The sequence below is a fragment of the Bacillus cereus G9842 genome (genome assembly GCF_000021305.1).
Classification (GTDB): Bacteria; Bacillota; Bacilli; order Bacillales; family Bacillaceae_G; genus Bacillus_A; species Bacillus_A thuringiensis_S.
In genome coordinates this window covers 1,412,790-1,427,789 of record NC_011772.1, presented here as the reverse complement: position 1 = coordinate 1,427,789, position 15,000 = coordinate 1,412,790, and the positions used below count along the sequence as shown (strand labels likewise).

The window sequence follows — 15,000 nt, the reverse complement described above, 5'->3', positions numbered from 1 at the left end:
TCCATTGTCGAATTTACTAAAAACATGTTATGTTCTAAATGTATTTTTTACTTGAAAGGGGTATAAGAATTGAAAAGAATCCTAGTTTTACACACAGGTGGAACAATTGCAATGGAGGAGGATAAAGAAACTGGAGTCGTACAACCAGGTGAAAAAAATCCTCTTTTAAAATTCATTCCTGATTTAGAAGGCGATGTTGATTTAATCGTTGAAGATGTGTTCCATTTACCATCTCCCCATATGACACCGAGCGAAATGTTACAATTACAAGTCATCATTGATGAAAGAGTAAAACAAGACAACATTCATGGCGTAGTCATTACGCATGGTACTGATACATTAGAAGAAACAGCCTATTTCTTAGATTTAACAGTACAAGCAACTATTCCGATCGTTGTGACAGGTGCAATGCGCTCTAGCAATGAATTAGGTGCTGACGGCCTATATAACTTCTTATCAGCTGTAAAGGTTGCTAGTTGTGATGAAGCTGCAGAAAAAGGTGTTTTAGTCGTATTAAATGACGAAATTCATTGCGCTACAAATGTAACGAAAACACATACAAGTAATGTCGCAACATTCCAAAGCCCACAATACGGACCAATTGGAATGGTAACAAAACGCGGCGTTGTCTTCCATCACGCTTTAGTACATCATGAAACATATACGATAAACACAGTGTCTAAAAATGTAGTTGTTCTAAAAGCATATGCTGGCATGGATGATACATTATTAGCAGCAATCGAAAATCTTCCTGTAGACGGTATTGTTATCGAAGCGCTCGGACAAGGTAATCTACCTCCAAGAACACTTCCTAGTCTAGAACGATTATTAAATAAAGGTATTCCTGTCGTATTAGTTTCTCGCTGTTTCAACGGTATCGTTCAAGACGTATATTCGTATGAAGGTGGCGGTAAACACTTAAAAGATATGGGCGTTGTATTCACATACGGCTTAAATGCACAAAAAGCACGTATTAAATTACTTGTCGCATTAGAGAATACAAATTCTCATGAATCCATTCAAAATATGTTTATGCACGAATAAAAAGGAGTTGTCGAGATTTTCTCGACAACTCCTTTTTATTTTTCTCTTGATGCAATGGTTTGCGCAATCGCATCTCCATGAAATCTACCGTTCTCGATAAATATTTCATTTGCATTATTTCCAGCAGCAATGACACCTGCAATGAAAATATTTTCAGCATTCGTTTCCATTCTATCCTCTGTATAAATTGGACGTCCTGTTTCTTCATCAATCTGAACACCCATCTTCGTTAAGAAGCTATGATCAGGATGATAACCAGTCATCGCAAATACAAAATCGTTTTGGATTGTATAAACTTCACCATCAACTGTAAACGTTAATGTATGCTCTGTAATTTCTTTCACATGAGCCCCGAAATGCATTTGAATTGTACCGTTTCGTACTAACGCCTCAAATTCCGGCAAAATCCAAGGCTTTATGCTTGGCGAATACTCAATTCCACGATACAGTACCGTTACACGCGCACCAGCTTTAACAAGTTCTAATGCGGCATCTACACTCGAATTTTTCCCACCTATAACTACTACGTCTCGATCAAAATAAGGATGCCCCTCTTTAAAATAGTGAGCTACTTTCTTCAATCCCTCACCTGGAACATTCATATAATTTGGATTATCATAATATCCAGTTGCTACAACAATATATTTCGCTATATATGTTTCTTTACTTCCGTCACACTTTGTCGTCTCAACTTGAAAAACTCCTCCATCTTTTTGAACTTTCTCCACTCGCTCAAAAGCATTTACACGTACAGATTTACGTTTTACTACTTCACGATAATACGCAAGCGCTTGATTTCGAACTGGCTTACGATTTTCTGTAATAAAAGCTACATCACCAATTTCTAATTTTTCACTAGAAGAGAAAAATGTTTGATGAGTTGGATAATTATAAATGGCATTTACAATGTTTCCTTTTTCAATTACTAACGGATTTATCCCTACCTTTTGCAACGAAATCGCTGCCGCTAATCCGCACGGACCGCCTCCGATTATAATAACTGTTTCTTTCTGCATACTCGTCCACTCCTAGTCTTCTACCAATACACTATTTATAAAAACAAGAAAAAACCTACTTACAGCAGTAGGTACCTATCTTTATTGTATTCATTTTTCATATATTTGTCATCTAAACGAAACGTACATCCGATAGACATCTGCTAAAAACTGCTGAAATTTAATACCTTGTTTCCCTAATACATTCTCAGGATCAATCTTTCTAGCTGGATCAAGCGTTTTATGTGACACGATATCTTTTTTCGGATTTAAGCCAAAGTTTTGGCATAAATACGCATGATACCATGTAAAACGATTATATGCTTCCCAAAAGTTAACATCACCGCCATAACAAAGTTCCACTCCAATGGCCGCCTTATTCGCGTCATAGCCGTATAAGTCATTATCCGTCGGCACACCATATCGAACATGATACGCAACTTCATTTATAGGAATAATCTCCAATATTGTTTTATCATCTATAAATGTATGCGCCGAAGCTTTCGGTTGTAATTCATTAAAGTAATCTCGATTTCCTATCGCATTGCTTCCTGGATTCCCCGTATCATGGCTTACAATAAATCTCACTTTAGTCAGAGGAATCCCCGGCCGTGAACTTCCATATCCAATATAGTTGCGTTCTATAGGAAACATCGCCATTGCTACCAACTCCCGCTCTAGAAGATTACCTTACTTCCTTATATATGTATTCGGTAGCAACGTCCTTATCGCATATTTCTTACACGAAGAGAAAATCGAAAATATTTGAAGTGAACACCATAAACAACAAGATACTTACAGCCACTCCATAAAAACCGTAAAACCAAACACAATCTTCTTTCGTATCTAAACCGAAAAATTTATTTACCGATTGTAATAATGTGCCATTCTTGCTTTGTTTGTTTCGTAATACTTCCACTCGCTCTACAACATCTGCTGGCATCATAAATCTTTGGTCTACTGTCATTTTCATCATTTATCTCTCCTTAAAATCATTTCCGTTTTGTTTATCTAAGGAGAGTATAGCACGTTTGTTCGTATAGAACAAGCGTTCTTTTTTATTTTTATTTTATTTTTCAGCAAGCCAAGTGAAAATTGAGATTACAACGGCAATAATCGGCCCTACTACAACCACACCAAATATCAAAAACAGTAGCCCTTCCCCGAACATTCTAACGGTACTTACTTTTCGAGCTTTCATCGTTCTTGCAAGTTCTCCCTCTAACCTCTTAACCTTTTCTTCTAATTGTTCTACTCGTTCCAGCATTTCATTCTCCATATATAACACCTCATTTAATACTTCAACAAAAAAACGTGATTCCCTCGAAAGGAAATCACGTTTTCTCAAGATATAATATTTTATACCCAACCTCTGAAGCGGCTTGCTTCAGCCATTTTACGAACACCAACCATGTACGCCGCTAAGCGCATGTTCACTTTACGAACTTGTGCTGTTTCATAAATAGAATCAAATGATCTTACCATTACTTTTTCTAAACGTTGTTCTACTTCTTCTTCAGTCCAGTAGTATCCTTGGTTATTTTGTACCCACTCAAAGTAAGATACTGTTACACCACCAGCACTTGCTAACACGTCTGGAACAAGTAAAATTCCGCGATCTGTTAAAATTTTAGTCGCTTCTAATGTTGTTGGACCATTTGCAGCTTCAACAACGATTTTCGCTTTAATATCATTAGCATTTTCTTCTGTAATTTGGTTCTCAATTGCAGCTGGAACTAAAATATCGCAATCAAGTTCTAACAATTCTTTATTTGAAATTGTATTGTTAAATAGCTTTGTTACTGTACCGAAGCTATCACGACGGTCTAATAAATAATCAATATCTAATCCGTTTGGATCATGTAACGCACCGTAAGCATCTGAGATTGCAATAACTTTCGCACCTGCATCATGCATAAATTTAGCTAAGAAGCTACCAGCATTACCGAACCCTTGGACAACAACGCGTGCACCCTTAATATCAATGCCACGTTTTTTCGCAGCTTCACGAATACAAATTGTTACACCTTTCGCTGTTGCTGTTTCACGGCCATGTGATCCACCTAATACAAGCGGTTTACCTGTAATAAATCCTGGTGAATTAAATTCATCAATACGGCTATACTCATCCATCATCCATGCCATAATTTGAGAGTTTGTGAATACATCTGGAGCTGGAATATCTTTCGTCGGACCTACGATTTGGCTAATTGCTCGTACATAACCGCGGCTTAATCTTTCTAACTCACGGAATGACATTTCACGTGGATCACAGATAATTCCACCCTTACCTCCACCATATGGTAAATCAACAATACCACATTTTAAACTCATCCAGATTGAAAGTGCTTTCACTTCATTTTCTGTTACATTCGGATGGAAGCGAATTCCACCTTTCGTTGGACCAACAGCATCATTATGTTGTGCACGATACCCTGTAAATATTTTAACAGTCCCGTCATCCATACGAACTGGTATTTTCACTGTCATCATACGAATTGGTTCTTTTAATAATTCATATACTTCGTTTGGATAACCCAATTTTTCTAACGCTTCACTAATAACAATTTGTGTTGAATTCAATAGTTCAAAATGTTGTTCCCTTTGTTGTTGTGTTTTTGTTTGAGTTCCCTTTTCGGCTACCATAGTAAGTAAACCCCCTGTAATTTCACTTGTTTAGTAAACCTTCATTGCCTAGTATACACCCTTAAATTTGGAATGCAATAGAAAACGCTAACAAATATATACAAACTATTTTCTGTTGCAAGCGTTTTCACTATTATTATAGTCCTTTTATTACTTTTAGAAAAGTAAAATACTTAAATATTTAAATATTTTTTATTTTACTCAAACATACTCCCATAAAACTGCATATTTTATTTTAAAAAAGTATGTTGGAGTATTTACAATCATCCCTTCCCTTATCCAAATAAAAACAAAACCTCAGCTATGTTGTATTAGCTGAGGTTTTGTTTTTTCACAAAGTAATTGTGTATTTGTTCTATCGCATTAAAATCCATTAATTCTTTACCGTACTCCATGATGCGATAAATAGTTGCGGTAGACGGATTACCGTATTCCGCTAAAATAGCTATAAAATCCGCCTTTAACAATTGAATTTGTTCCTCTTCTTCCATCCAAAGATAGAAGCGCTTATCCCACGTATATAGCTTTCCGCCAGTTACACCAAGGTTATATAAGCGATTCGACAGGTTAATTATGTCATCTAGCGTAGCAAACTCATATAATATATGCTCACTTTCATCTAGAGTCACTTGCATTTCAATAAACTCGTCACGAAACTCATCATCTGTATCCATTTCTTGATTTTCTTTCGTTACAATTACAACCATCCCTTGTGCTTGTAGAGAAAATACTTCAACTGCAATCGGACCATCTGCTTCAAATCCTAATTCCTTATTTGCTTCTTGCATCATATCACGAAATAATTGCTGTACTTTCGGCGCATTTCTCCATAAATCTTCTTTCGTTAATCCTCGTTCAGATAAATCATCAAATGTTAGAAAAATTTTTATCTTATTGTAATTTAATCGTTCCAGCCTCATCTCATACCCTCCCTACGTAACCAATGCATCTAATTTTTATTATATGAAATAGAAAATAGATGGTTCTTTTCGAACAACTATTCCGACATTTTTAACCATTCATCCCATTCTTCTTTTGTATCACCAATTAAGGTTGTTTCAATGTCCAACTGGTTTAGAACGCCTAGCTTTCCGATAAAGCCAACAGAAAGAGATTCCCTTTTTTCTTGTAATAAATTTATAAAGTTCATCGTCTTTTTCATTTCTTGTTCGTCAGCACAAGATACAAATACATATTTCGGCTGTATTTCTTCTACCGCTGACAACATACCATCTTCAGCTAAGCTTGTCCTAATATATATCGCCTCATATCCTTTTAAGCGTAAATACGTTGAAAAAATAAATCCTTGCAATGCATTCTTTTCTAACACAATAACTTTGTGTAAAGAGGAAAACATTGAGGCATTGTGATACACCATTCCTAGACGCGTTTGTAAAAATGATAGTGCATATTGGAATTGCGCCATTGAAATCTCATTATTATTTTTTGACATTAATAAATTGTCTGTCACTCGAAGAACGATACTGGCAACAACCTTCTCTGTTGAATATATACTAAAAGCTTCGTTTAATAATGCAGTAATTGTAATTTCATCAAATTTTAACAAAGCTTGTAGCAAATCGTCCACTAAAACAACTTCTTTATCGAAAGGTATCTCTTTTTGAACTGTACTCTGCAAACGATTCTCTTCTAATAACTGAACTGCTTGTCCAATCATCATACCGGAAGAAACTTTTTCCATTAACCATTTTAAAATTTGAATATGTTCTTCTGTATATAAACGATGCCCAGCTTGATTCCGCTTTGGGGCAATAATTTGATATCGTCTTTCCCATGCACGAAGCGTACTCGGCTGAACTCCAATTATATTCGAAACAGCTTTTATATTATATTTCCCACTAAGAGTTGGCATCATTTCCCTCCGCACAATGTAATGATATGTGTTTGAGCAGGTGCTCGGAAACGAAGTGGTATCAATGTTGTTCCGTACCCATTACTAACAAAGAGAATCGTATTCAAATGGTTATATACGCCACCTTTTAAATATTTTTTAGATGGGAATAATCGGATTTGTCCCCCATGCGTATGTCCACTTAATACAAGTGAAATCTGCTCATTTCCAGACATCTTTTTTATTATATCAGGGTTGTGACTAACTAAGATACGAAAACCTTCTTCTTTACAATCCGCCAATGCCAAATCTAGACGATCACGGTGCAATCCAACATCATCTATACCGAGCAAACAAATTCTCTCTCCTAATTCAGACTCAAATACCACTCTTGTATTATCTAAAACTTTTACGTTATTTTCTAATAATAACGCATCTAATTCATGATATTCTATCTCATAATCATTGTTTCCCCACACAAAATATACAGGAGCTATCTCTCTTAACTTTTGGATATTCGCAGAGATTTTTGATAAAGAGACACCTTTCTCTGCTAAATCTCCTCCGATAATTACTAGATCTACTTTTCCTTTTACTTGTTCAATTAACAAATTCGAAATAACTCTTCTATGAATATCAGAAATAAAAAACACATTTACTTTTTGAAAACTTTTCGGAAATTCTTTAAATACTAAAGTATGTTCCAACACCGTATTACGCGTCGCTTCTTTATACATCACAAGAAGTAATAAAATCCCCATGCCTATGAGAGTACTGAATAATATAATCCATATCATATTTTTTACTCCCCTCCTCATAAAGATAATCCTAGGCTTTTATAACAAATTGTGATCGCCTAATTCACTAGCTCTCTTGCTTTGTGGATTTATCTTTTATCGGAATTTTTAATTCTTGCCCTGCACTCACTTCATCTTCTTGCAAGTTATTATACTTTTTAATGACTTCAATCCCATTTTCATCCGAAAAATATTGCTTCGCTATACTTTCTAAAGTTTCTCCCTCTTTCACAGTATGCGTTATCGCTTTTTCAGACTGTTTCTGTGAATCAGATTTAGCTGAATCAAAGAAGATTACTTCAAACGCACTTTTCCCGGCATTATTACTATCGCCCTTCACCTGAATATATTTATCCGTATACCACAAAATACTAATTGGCAGCAGAATGAATAGAAATGTTAAAACCCGGACGAAAATGTGATTTATTTTAAACTTTTGTTTTTTCTCTTTATTTCTATGAATTTCACTACGCGGCGGTAAACTTTCTTTTTCTTCCACTCGCTCAACTTCTAATTCCTCTTCAAAATCAGGAATTCGTTTCCTCATGTTGTTCACCACCACCTTCCATTTATTTTCTTAATTGGAGTCCCATTATAAAATCAACAAGAAAGTGTGCAAAGATTGTTATAAACAAATTCCCTGTCCATTCAAATACATAACCAAAGACAAAACTAATGAAACAGACGAAACAAAACAAAAATGGCTTTGTTATATAACGAATATGTAACACTGCAAATACTAAACTCGCAATTACAATTCCAAAATGAGTCTGCACTACACCTCTAAATAAAAATTCTTCTGCAAAACCGATTACGAACGTAATAACGAGTAAATGTAGAACCGACATTCCTCGAAACATCTTATCGTTAATACCACCATCATCAAACCAAGACTCTGGAAACACTCGCATTGCAACATAATCTAATAACACAATACCAATCGCTAACAAACCACCTATAATAAGTATAGATACTGGTTCCCATTTCCATAAATTAAACACTTCTTTTACATCTTGAAATAATATATATGCTAGTAAACAGCCAATACCGATAATAATTAACTGTGTTATATATAGATTCAGCCTTATTTCCTGCGGACTCATATCTTCAACATTATGCCTTTGAATGTTCATCATTCCTCCATCTTTTCTAGGCCGAAAAGCTTTTGTAACTCTGTTTCCCAATTATAGTCGAAATCCGATTGTTGCGCTCGTCTTTTTTTATAATCTTCTTTTGTAATACCGCAATAATCGCAGCAATTATTTAACTCTTTCTCTTTCCTATAACCGAACTGTTGCAGCACATATTCACGTCTACATCCTTTAACTCGTATCCATGACTTCATATTTTCTAATTCACTATATTTATTACGCAACCTTATTTCTACTTCAGCTATTAATCGGTTCATAATTTCATCTGACAAACCCTCTAATAATAATCTTCGTTGTTGTATAATTCCAACCTGTTCGAGATGATAACGAACGAAACGCCAATATTGCTCATTAAATCTTGCTGCATTATAACAAATTTCTTCTACATCTTCTATTGGTAATTCTTTCGTTTGAAACATTCTTTCTTGTAGTAAAGAAAATAAAAATTGTATTTGCGACTTACTTGGCAATTCATCCTCAATGATTGAAAGTGGTAAATCATGATCCAACGGACTACACAATAAAATAGCTATACTCGGTTTGCCATCTCTTCCAGCTCTTCCGATTTCTTGTAAGTAAGAAGCTATATTAGTTGGATAATGAAAATGAATAATATATTGCGTATTCGCCTTATTTACCCCCATACCAAATGCACTTGTACATATTACAAGCTGCAATTGATCGTTCATAAACTGCTGTTGAATTAACATACGCTCTTCATGTTCCATACCACCATGATAAAAAGCTACACCAGTAACACCTTTCCCTCTCAAGTATTCCGTTAACCTTTCTGTCCACGCTCTACTTGAACAATATACAATCCCCGGCCCTTGTAAATACATCACCTGCTCCAAAAGCGCCTCTTTCTTTTCTTCTATCGTCTCTACAAATTGCACCTCCATTGCAATATTAGGACGGTCAATAGAGTATACATGTTCCGCGGCACCCTTTAAATTTAAACTGTCTGCGATATCTTGCAGTACCCCTTTTGTCGCTGTGGCTGTCAATGCTAACACTGTAGGAGAACCAATATTTTCAATAACTACATTTAGTTTCTTATAGTCCGGTCTAAAATCATAACCCCATTGAGAAATACAATGAGCCTCATCAACAACAAATAATGAAATATGAATTTTCTTCAATTCCCTAATTAATAACTCCGACTGTAACATCTCTGGTGAAACAAAAATAAATTTATATGAAGATAATTTTTTCATCGCTTCTCTTTTTTCATTTAATGTCCGAAAACTATTAAATGCTATCACTCGGTTTTTCACAACATACTTTAATTGTGTCACTTGATCTTCCATTAAAGATAATAACGGCGATACAACAAGCACTGTTCCTTCTCGCATAAGCCCCGGAAACTGATAGCACATAGACTTTCCTCTTCCAGTCGGAAGCATTGCTATCACATCTTTTCCTTCTAATAAATCTGTAATAACTCCTTTTTGACCTGGACGAAATTCAGAATATCCAAACCACTTATATAAATATTCTTCAAGTTTCATTTACACCCTCCATCCGCGCTAATACAAGACGAACTTCAAAATAAGAGATATCTTCTCCAATCGCTTGTTTCAAAACACGTAACTTCCGCGTTTGCAATGCTTCAATTACTTTTATTACTTTGTCTATCTTTTCTTTTTCCATAAACATTTCAATAGAAAAATCTTTTTCTCGCAAAGCAATTTCAACAAAATGATCTTCTATCGTTGCAACCTTCAAATTCCGAATCGTTGCTATTTCTTCTAAAGAACGCCCTTGTCTCCAAAAATTATATGTTTTTTTCGTGGATAAACTAAATAGTTCAGCTCTCTCATTTGGATAAGATATAATTTCAGCTAATAGCGGAAATTCATTTTCTTTATCACGAACTTCTTGTATAAAGAAATGCATTGTACCCCAAAATAAAAAATACACCCTGAACATATCTTGTTTCGTAATTTCTGCTAATTGTTGCAATGTACAACCAATCCGTTCATAACCCGTTAGTCGATATGTTACAATCGTCGCTTCTATCGCATTACTTTTTTCTAAAAGATTATGTACTTCCGTCCACAGTTTTCTCGCCAATTCACTTCTCTTATATGGCCTTCCTGTTAGAAAACGTTTCACCCACATCATTATTTCTGTATCTTGTTGAATCGGGATAAACTTAGTATTATTCTGTTGTAAATTTGATATAGTTTGAATAATCAATGACAATCTTTTCCAAAATGTTTCACCTAATTCTCCATAATGTAAACCATGCAAATGCGCTGGAAAAGCATAAACTTCCTCCCATTTATGTAACTGCGTTTTACCCTTAGGTGTTAACACATATGTATTTTCATGTATTTCTTGAATAAAATCTGCTTGCAACAACTTTACAACTTCACCATCATAGTCATTTCTATTTAATGATTTATATATTCCGAACAAAAAAGAAATTCTAAACATATTTCCATCTTGTAAAGTTTGCGAAGAACGTTTGCCCTTTAGTAAATAATAAATAGATGAAACGGTTCTTTCACCATTCAATTGTTTTAAACAATGCAACAAAGTATATTGTATTTGCATGACCGCTTCCACCTTCCAATCTTAACTTCATTCTTTTCAGTACAATTACACTATCTACTGTCGCTCATTAAACTTATCATAATAAGAACTATATACTTGTATATATTCTATTGTATCAAACGAAATCATATTTACGTATTTTGAAAATCTTATGACATAATTCAAAAATAAGTTGACACTCTAATTGATAAGCATTATCATTATAATTTTATGTTGAAAAGTTTTACAAACCGTTTTACAATAAGGTTATAATTTTTATGGCAAGCTTTTCACATACATATTATCAGGAGGGAAAAAAGATGGCAAAATATACAATCGTTGATAAAGATACTTGTATTGCATGTGGTGCTTGTGGCGCTGCTGCACCAGACATTTATGACTATGATGATGAAGGTATTGCATTTGTAACATTAGACGATAACCAAGGTATCGTTGAAATTCCAGATGTATTAATTGAAGATATGATGGATGCATTCGAAGGCTGTCCAACTGACTCAATTAAAGTTGCTGACGAATCATTCGACGGAGACGCTTTAAAATTTGAATAGTCTTTTATTAACTTCAAAAAATGCCCCTCATATTGATGAGGGGCATTTTTTGTATCTAAATTTTATTTTCCTTAATAAAAAACCATTAGTAGTTCCACACTACTAATGGTTTATATATATTATGCATTTTTCATTTTTGCAAACACCCATACTTTCAGGCGTGAGAATAATGCCACAAATACAATTGTTACAACAATTCCTTTAATTAAATTAAATGGTAAGATTGCCGTTACAACCGTTGTTCTTATAGCTTCGCTAGACATAGCTGGTGAATTTAAAAACCAAGTGTACGCCGGGAATATGATGATGTAGTTTAATACACTCATAATAAGTGCCATTGTAATTGTCCCTAGCATTAACCCTGTCGTTAAACTCTTCACAGTACGATACTTTCTAAATAAGAAAGCTGCTGGTCCAATAAATAAACATCCTGCAATAAAGTTTGCAATTTCTCCAACTGGTACTCCCGTTAAACTTCCTTGAATCCCGTAATGTAAAATGTTCTTTATTGCCTCTACAATCACTCCAGCTACTGGTCCAAAGATAATTGCTGCAATTAGAGCTGGTACATCACTAAAATCAATTTTCAAAAATGGCGGAAGCCCTGGGAACGGGAAATCTAACATCATTAGTAAATATGCAATACTACTTAGCATCGCTACACTCACCATCTGCACCACACTGTTTTTTTGTTTCATCTTTCTCTCTCCTTTTCCATCGATCTTCTCATGGAAAGTGGAAAGGTTCTGCTATGCCTATTTTTTCATAGAACGAAAAAACCCTTTGTGTTTTACACAAAGGGAGAATTTAAGGCACATCAAACAGACGTTCAAATCCATATCTTTTTTGAACGCTTGAACCTCCATCTTCTCCCATCCAGACTGTACTGTCGGCTTTGGAATCACACCAAATCCTGCCTTAACGGCTCGCGGGCTTAGAACAAAATCATAAATAGTTCATCACCGCCGGTCGGGATTTTCACCCTGCCCCGAAGATAGACCGATATTCTATTTTCCCCTTCATTATACAACAACCTCATAACATTGTGAACAAAAAAATTGTAACTTATTTAAAATTAGTTATTTATTTTTCGTAACAATAAATAAATTGCGAGATATTTTACAATACAATCCATATTTTTTATTATTCGGCATTTCTCTTTTGAATTACCTAGTCATATATAATTAAAAGTGATAAGATATTGAATTGTTAAGATAAGAACATTTTCTGAGTTATGGAGGAAATGTCATGAAAAAAGAAAAGAGACATTCTATTCGAGAAGCAATGAAAAAAAACTTAAGAAAAGAATACTTTTACTTAAAAAAAGAATTACTTTTCTACTGCCCAATTGATTTAGGCACATTCTCAAACGAGACATACTATGCTACTTTCGATGAAGATGGCATCAGTATTTATCAGTATGATAAAAAAACAGAAAGTAAATTAAAATTGTGTGAGCGTCATCCGTGGAAAAGTTGGAGTAAAGTGAAGATTGATCACTATTTGACAACTTCTCAATTTATTTTTCAGGGTGAGCGAAATTGGATCTTATCCCTTTTTCAAAAAGGAAAAGAAGCTCAAAGAATTATTGAAGAGCATACATCTTTACAAACAGAAGTTGTTTCCCGCTCTTTCTTAAAAAAACTTCCTGGTTTTCGTTCTAATACACCACTGAATAAATACATCGGTAGCATTTGTTACACTGCACTTATTGCATTTTTATTAAAATGGATGATTCCATTTCAAGCACCACAAATCGCCCTGTATTCTATTTCGATTGGTTGTATGCTTCTTGGCCTACTTTGTTTGACAATCGGTTTAATTGAACCGACTATCGTACTGTTTCGAACAAAAGAGAAAACAAGAACAAAAGTTTTTTACTTATATAGCTATTTAGCTATTTCTGGATTTATATGTGTCTTTATTTTTTGGTAAAAGAAGCCGTCCCAAAATAAATTTTGGGACGGTTTTCTTTTAGATATAAATACTCTAATTCACTCAATACTTCTAGCAGAAGCGCCCATATAATTTCATTTACATCGAACCTTATTTAAGAATATTCAAAGTTTAATTTTTGAGACGTTGCCTTTACTTAACATATAATTGTTGATTAGGATAAATTAGCTCTTGCTGCAATCCATTTTTTTCTTTAATTTCCTTAAGTGTCATACTAAATTTCCGTGCAATACTAACTAAAGTATCCCCTTTTTGTACGACATATAATGATGAAGAAACAACTTCATTTCTTTGTTCACTTAAAACAAGCAATGGGTTCATCGCATTCTTTTTCGCCATCGTCCATCTTCCTTGATGAAGTTCTAGATGTAAGTGTGCACCTCGCGATTCTCCCGTGTTCCCTACTTCTCCAATTTTTTCACCTTTTGAAATATAATCTCCTTGACCCACATATCTCTTATTTAAATGTGCATATACAGCCTCATATTCTCCGTGTTTAATAAATACAACATTTCCATAACTACTTGAATAATAAGACTTCGTTACCTTACCATCTTGGATAGCTGCCACAGGCGTTCCAATCGGTGCAGCTACATCAATACCATAGTGTTTTCCATGCCTTGTCCCAAAATAATCACTTATCTGACCTTCAACAGGCCATGTCCATCGATTTTCTTCTGCATAAACATGTAATTGAGATACAAACAGTATACTCAATAACATGACTCCGCATTTTAAAACTTTCATATACATCCTCCGTTTTCTAATTACCACCATACCTTCTCTATTTTGGTATATTACAGAAAAAAGTATACAAAAAAAGAAAGTGAATTACTCCACTTCCTTCTCTTTCTTATCACGAAAAACTAATGCACTACGGTTATACTCCACATCTTTCACTTGTAATCGGGCATTTATTACTCTAGCTACTGCAAATAAATAGTCAGATAATCTATTTACATACTTTAGAACAACTTCATTTATTTCTCCTTCTTTTTGTAAGGACACGATACATCGTTCTGCTCGCCTTACAACTGTACGTGCAATATGAATAGCAGCTGCCGACTCGCTTCCACCTGGTAAAATAAAGCGCTCTAGCGGCGGTGCTTCTTCTATATACAAATCAATCTTTCTTTCTAAGCTTTCAACCATCTCAATTGTCACCTTATAAGGAATTTTTTGTTCCACTATTGCCAAGTCTCCTCCGCAATCAAATAGCTCATGTTGAATATTTTCGAGCTCATTGTAAATATCTCTATAAGTCCTGCCTTGAAGCTTAGTCATTGCATATCCGATATGAGAATTCGCCTCGTCTATTGTTCCATACGCTTCCACACGGATATCATCTTTATCAACCCTACCGCCTATTACACTTGTCGTTCCTTTATCTCCTGTTTTTGTATATAATTTCATTTCTTCACAGCACCTCTCTTGTTATTCTTTATTCGA

Annotated in this window: 18 protein-coding genes and 1 riboswitch; of the genes, 3 read left to right on the top strand and 15 right to left on the bottom strand. The window is 34.7% G+C overall.

What is annotated here, in order from left to right; all coding sequences use genetic code 11:
• Nucleotides 1-69: 69 nt before the first annotated feature.
• A complete protein-coding gene (gene ansA / locus BCG9842_RS07210; RefSeq protein WP_000822011.1) occupies nucleotides 70-1,044 on the top strand; it encodes an asparaginase in 975 nt (324 codons plus the stop codon).
• Between the two features lie 35 nt (nucleotides 1,045-1,079).
• Here ansA and BCG9842_RS07205 read toward each other — a convergent pair whose 3' ends face one another.
• From BCG9842_RS07205 to BCG9842_RS07150, 12 genes are all read right to left on the bottom strand, one after another.
• Nucleotides 1,080-2,060, bottom strand: coding sequence for a YpdA family putative bacillithiol disulfide reductase (locus BCG9842_RS07205; protein ID WP_001168517.1), 981 nt, complete (start codon nucleotides 2,058-2,060; stop codon nucleotides 1,080-1,082).
• 108 nt (nucleotides 2,061-2,168) lie between these two features.
• Nucleotides 2,169-2,699, bottom strand: a complete 531-nt coding sequence (locus BCG9842_RS07200; RefSeq protein ID WP_001240655.1) for a peptidoglycan recognition protein family protein — start codon at nucleotides 2,697-2,699, stop codon at nucleotides 2,169-2,171.
• Between the two features lie 79 nt (nucleotides 2,700-2,778).
• A complete protein-coding gene (locus BCG9842_RS07195; protein WP_015945734.1) occupies nucleotides 2,779-3,015 on the bottom strand; it encodes a DUF3961 domain-containing protein in 237 nt (78 codons plus the stop codon).
• A gap of 93 nt (nucleotides 3,016-3,108) precedes the next feature.
• The gene (locus BCG9842_RS07190) at nucleotides 3,109-3,318 is read right to left on the bottom strand and encodes a hypothetical protein (RefSeq protein WP_000426765.1); all 210 of its coding nucleotides are present in this window, start codon (nucleotides 3,316-3,318) and stop codon (nucleotides 3,109-3,111) included.
• An 80-nt stretch (nucleotides 3,319-3,398) separates the two neighbouring features.
• Nucleotides 3,399-4,685 carry an NAD-specific glutamate dehydrogenase gene (gudB, locus tag BCG9842_RS07185; RefSeq protein WP_000225173.1) on the bottom strand — a complete coding sequence of 429 codons (1,287 nt, stop codon included), beginning with the start codon at nucleotides 4,683-4,685 and terminating at the stop codon, nucleotides 3,399-3,401.
• A gap of 311 nt (nucleotides 4,686-4,996) precedes the next feature.
• Nucleotides 4,997-5,605: a genetic competence negative regulator gene (locus tag BCG9842_RS07180; RefSeq protein ID WP_001235399.1), complete on the bottom strand. Its 609-nt coding sequence runs from the start codon at nucleotides 5,603-5,605 to the stop codon at nucleotides 4,997-4,999.
• A 77-nt stretch (nucleotides 5,606-5,682) separates the two neighbouring features.
• Nucleotides 5,683-6,558, bottom strand: coding sequence for a MerR family transcriptional regulator (locus BCG9842_RS07175; RefSeq protein ID WP_001142721.1), 876 nt, complete (start codon nucleotides 6,556-6,558; stop codon nucleotides 5,683-5,685).
• Nucleotides 6,558-7,334, bottom strand: coding sequence for a metallophosphoesterase (locus tag BCG9842_RS07170; protein ID WP_000637802.1), 777 nt, complete (start codon nucleotides 7,332-7,334; stop codon nucleotides 6,558-6,560). Before BCG9842_RS07170 ends, BCG9842_RS07175 begins: the two co-directional genes overlap by 1 nt.
• A gap of 67 nt (nucleotides 7,335-7,401) precedes the next feature.
• Entirely contained in the window at nucleotides 7,402-7,881 is a 480-nt protein-coding gene (locus tag BCG9842_RS07165) for a LysM peptidoglycan-binding domain-containing protein (RefSeq protein WP_001231548.1), read from the bottom strand.
• Between the two features lie 22 nt (nucleotides 7,882-7,903).
• Nucleotides 7,904-8,467, bottom strand: coding sequence for a CPBP family intramembrane glutamic endopeptidase (locus tag BCG9842_RS07160; protein WP_001025781.1), 564 nt, complete (start codon nucleotides 8,465-8,467; stop codon nucleotides 7,904-7,906).
• Entirely contained in the window at nucleotides 8,467-9,996 is a 1,530-nt protein-coding gene (gene recQ / locus BCG9842_RS07155) for an ATP-dependent DNA helicase RecQ (protein WP_000762978.1), read from the bottom strand. The genes BCG9842_RS07160 and recQ overlap by 1 nt, the downstream gene beginning before the upstream one ends.
• On the bottom strand, nucleotides 9,986-11,047 hold the full coding sequence (locus BCG9842_RS07150; protein WP_001167015.1) for a helix-turn-helix domain-containing protein: 1,062 nt from the start codon (nucleotides 11,045-11,047) through the stop codon (nucleotides 9,986-9,988). The genes recQ and BCG9842_RS07150 overlap by 11 nt, the downstream gene beginning before the upstream one ends.
• Before the next feature lie 299 nt (nucleotides 11,048-11,346).
• Between BCG9842_RS07150 and BCG9842_RS07145 the strand changes: the two genes are divergently transcribed.
• Nucleotides 11,347-11,595: a ferredoxin gene (locus BCG9842_RS07145; RefSeq protein WP_001151993.1), complete on the top strand. Its 249-nt coding sequence runs from the start codon at nucleotides 11,347-11,349 to the stop codon at nucleotides 11,593-11,595.
• A 119-nt stretch (nucleotides 11,596-11,714) separates the two neighbouring features.
• Here BCG9842_RS07145 and BCG9842_RS07140 read toward each other — a convergent pair whose 3' ends face one another.
• Nucleotides 11,715-12,293, bottom strand: coding sequence for an ECF transporter S component (locus BCG9842_RS07140; protein WP_000810856.1), 579 nt, complete (start codon nucleotides 12,291-12,293; stop codon nucleotides 11,715-11,717).
• Between the two features lie 162 nt (nucleotides 12,294-12,455).
• Nucleotides 12,456-12,595: riboswitch (FMN riboswitch) on the bottom strand.
• Nucleotides 12,596-12,843: 248 nt separating this feature from the next.
• Here BCG9842_RS07140 and BCG9842_RS07135 point away from each other — a divergent pair.
• Nucleotides 12,844-13,530, top strand: coding sequence for a hypothetical protein (locus BCG9842_RS07135; RefSeq protein WP_000711799.1), 687 nt, complete (start codon nucleotides 12,844-12,846; stop codon nucleotides 13,528-13,530).
• Between the two features lie 153 nt (nucleotides 13,531-13,683).
• On the opposite strand, the gene BCG9842_RS07130 is transcribed toward BCG9842_RS07135, so the two are convergent.
• Together BCG9842_RS07130 and BCG9842_RS07125 are read right to left on the bottom strand one after the other, a co-directional pair.
• Complete coding sequence (locus BCG9842_RS07130) at nucleotides 13,684-14,298, bottom strand: peptidoglycan DD-metalloendopeptidase family protein (RefSeq protein WP_000866113.1); 615 nt, start codon at nucleotides 14,296-14,298, stop codon at nucleotides 13,684-13,686.
• Nucleotides 14,299-14,382: 84 nt separating this feature from the next.
• Nucleotides 14,383-14,964, bottom strand: a complete 582-nt coding sequence (locus BCG9842_RS07125; protein ID WP_000781275.1) for a cob(I)yrinic acid a,c-diamide adenosyltransferase — start codon at nucleotides 14,962-14,964, stop codon at nucleotides 14,383-14,385.
• Nucleotides 14,965-15,000 lie beyond the last annotated feature (36 nt).

Coding starts and splice junctions, on each gene's coding strand:
- BCG9842_RS07205 (WP_001168517.1), bottom strand. CDS start 2,060: ATGCAGAAAGAAACAGTTATTATAATCGGAGGCGGTCCGTGCGGATTA.
- BCG9842_RS07165 (WP_001231548.1), bottom strand. CDS start 7,881: ATGAGGAAACGAATTCCTGATTTTGAAGAGGAATTAGAAGTTGAGCGA.
- BCG9842_RS07195 (WP_015945734.1), bottom strand. CDS start 3,015: ATGATGAAAATGACAGTAGACCAAAGATTTATGATGCCAGCAGATGTT.
- BCG9842_RS07130 (WP_000866113.1), bottom strand. CDS start 14,298: ATGAAAGTTTTAAAATGCGGAGTCATGTTATTGAGTATACTGTTTGTA.
- BCG9842_RS07160 (WP_001025781.1), bottom strand. CDS start 8,467: ATGAACATTCAAAGGCATAATGTTGAAGATATGAGTCCGCAGGAAATA.
- BCG9842_RS07180 (WP_001235399.1), bottom strand. CDS start 5,605: ATGAGGCTGGAACGATTAAATTACAATAAGATAAAAATTTTTCTAACA.
- BCG9842_RS07135 (WP_000711799.1), top strand. CDS start 12,844: ATGAAAAAAGAAAAGAGACATTCTATTCGAGAAGCAATGAAAAAAAAC.
- BCG9842_RS07200 (WP_001240655.1), bottom strand. CDS start 2,699: ATGGCGATGTTTCCTATAGAACGCAACTATATTGGATATGGAAGTTCA.
- recQ (WP_000762978.1), bottom strand. CDS start 9,996: ATGAAACTTGAAGAATATTTATATAAGTGGTTTGGATATTCTGAATTT.
- BCG9842_RS07170 (WP_000637802.1), bottom strand. CDS start 7,334: ATGATATGGATTATATTATTCAGTACTCTCATAGGCATGGGGATTTTA.
- gudB (WP_000225173.1), bottom strand. CDS start 4,685: ATGGTAGCCGAAAAGGGAACTCAAACAAAAACACAACAACAAAGGGAA.
- BCG9842_RS07125 (WP_000781275.1), bottom strand. CDS start 14,964: ATGAAATTATATACAAAAACAGGAGATAAAGGAACGACAAGTGTAATA.
- BCG9842_RS07175 (WP_001142721.1), bottom strand. CDS start 6,558: ATGCCAACTCTTAGTGGGAAATATAATATAAAAGCTGTTTCGAATATA.
- BCG9842_RS07150 (WP_001167015.1), bottom strand. CDS start 11,047: ATGCAAATACAATATACTTTGTTGCATTGTTTAAAACAATTGAATGGT.
- BCG9842_RS07190 (WP_000426765.1), bottom strand. CDS start 3,318: ATGGAGAATGAAATGCTGGAACGAGTAGAACAATTAGAAGAAAAGGTT.
- BCG9842_RS07140 (WP_000810856.1), bottom strand. CDS start 12,293: ATGAAACAAAAAAACAGTGTGGTGCAGATGGTGAGTGTAGCGATGCTA.
- BCG9842_RS07145 (WP_001151993.1), top strand. CDS start 11,347: ATGGCAAAATATACAATCGTTGATAAAGATACTTGTATTGCATGTGGT.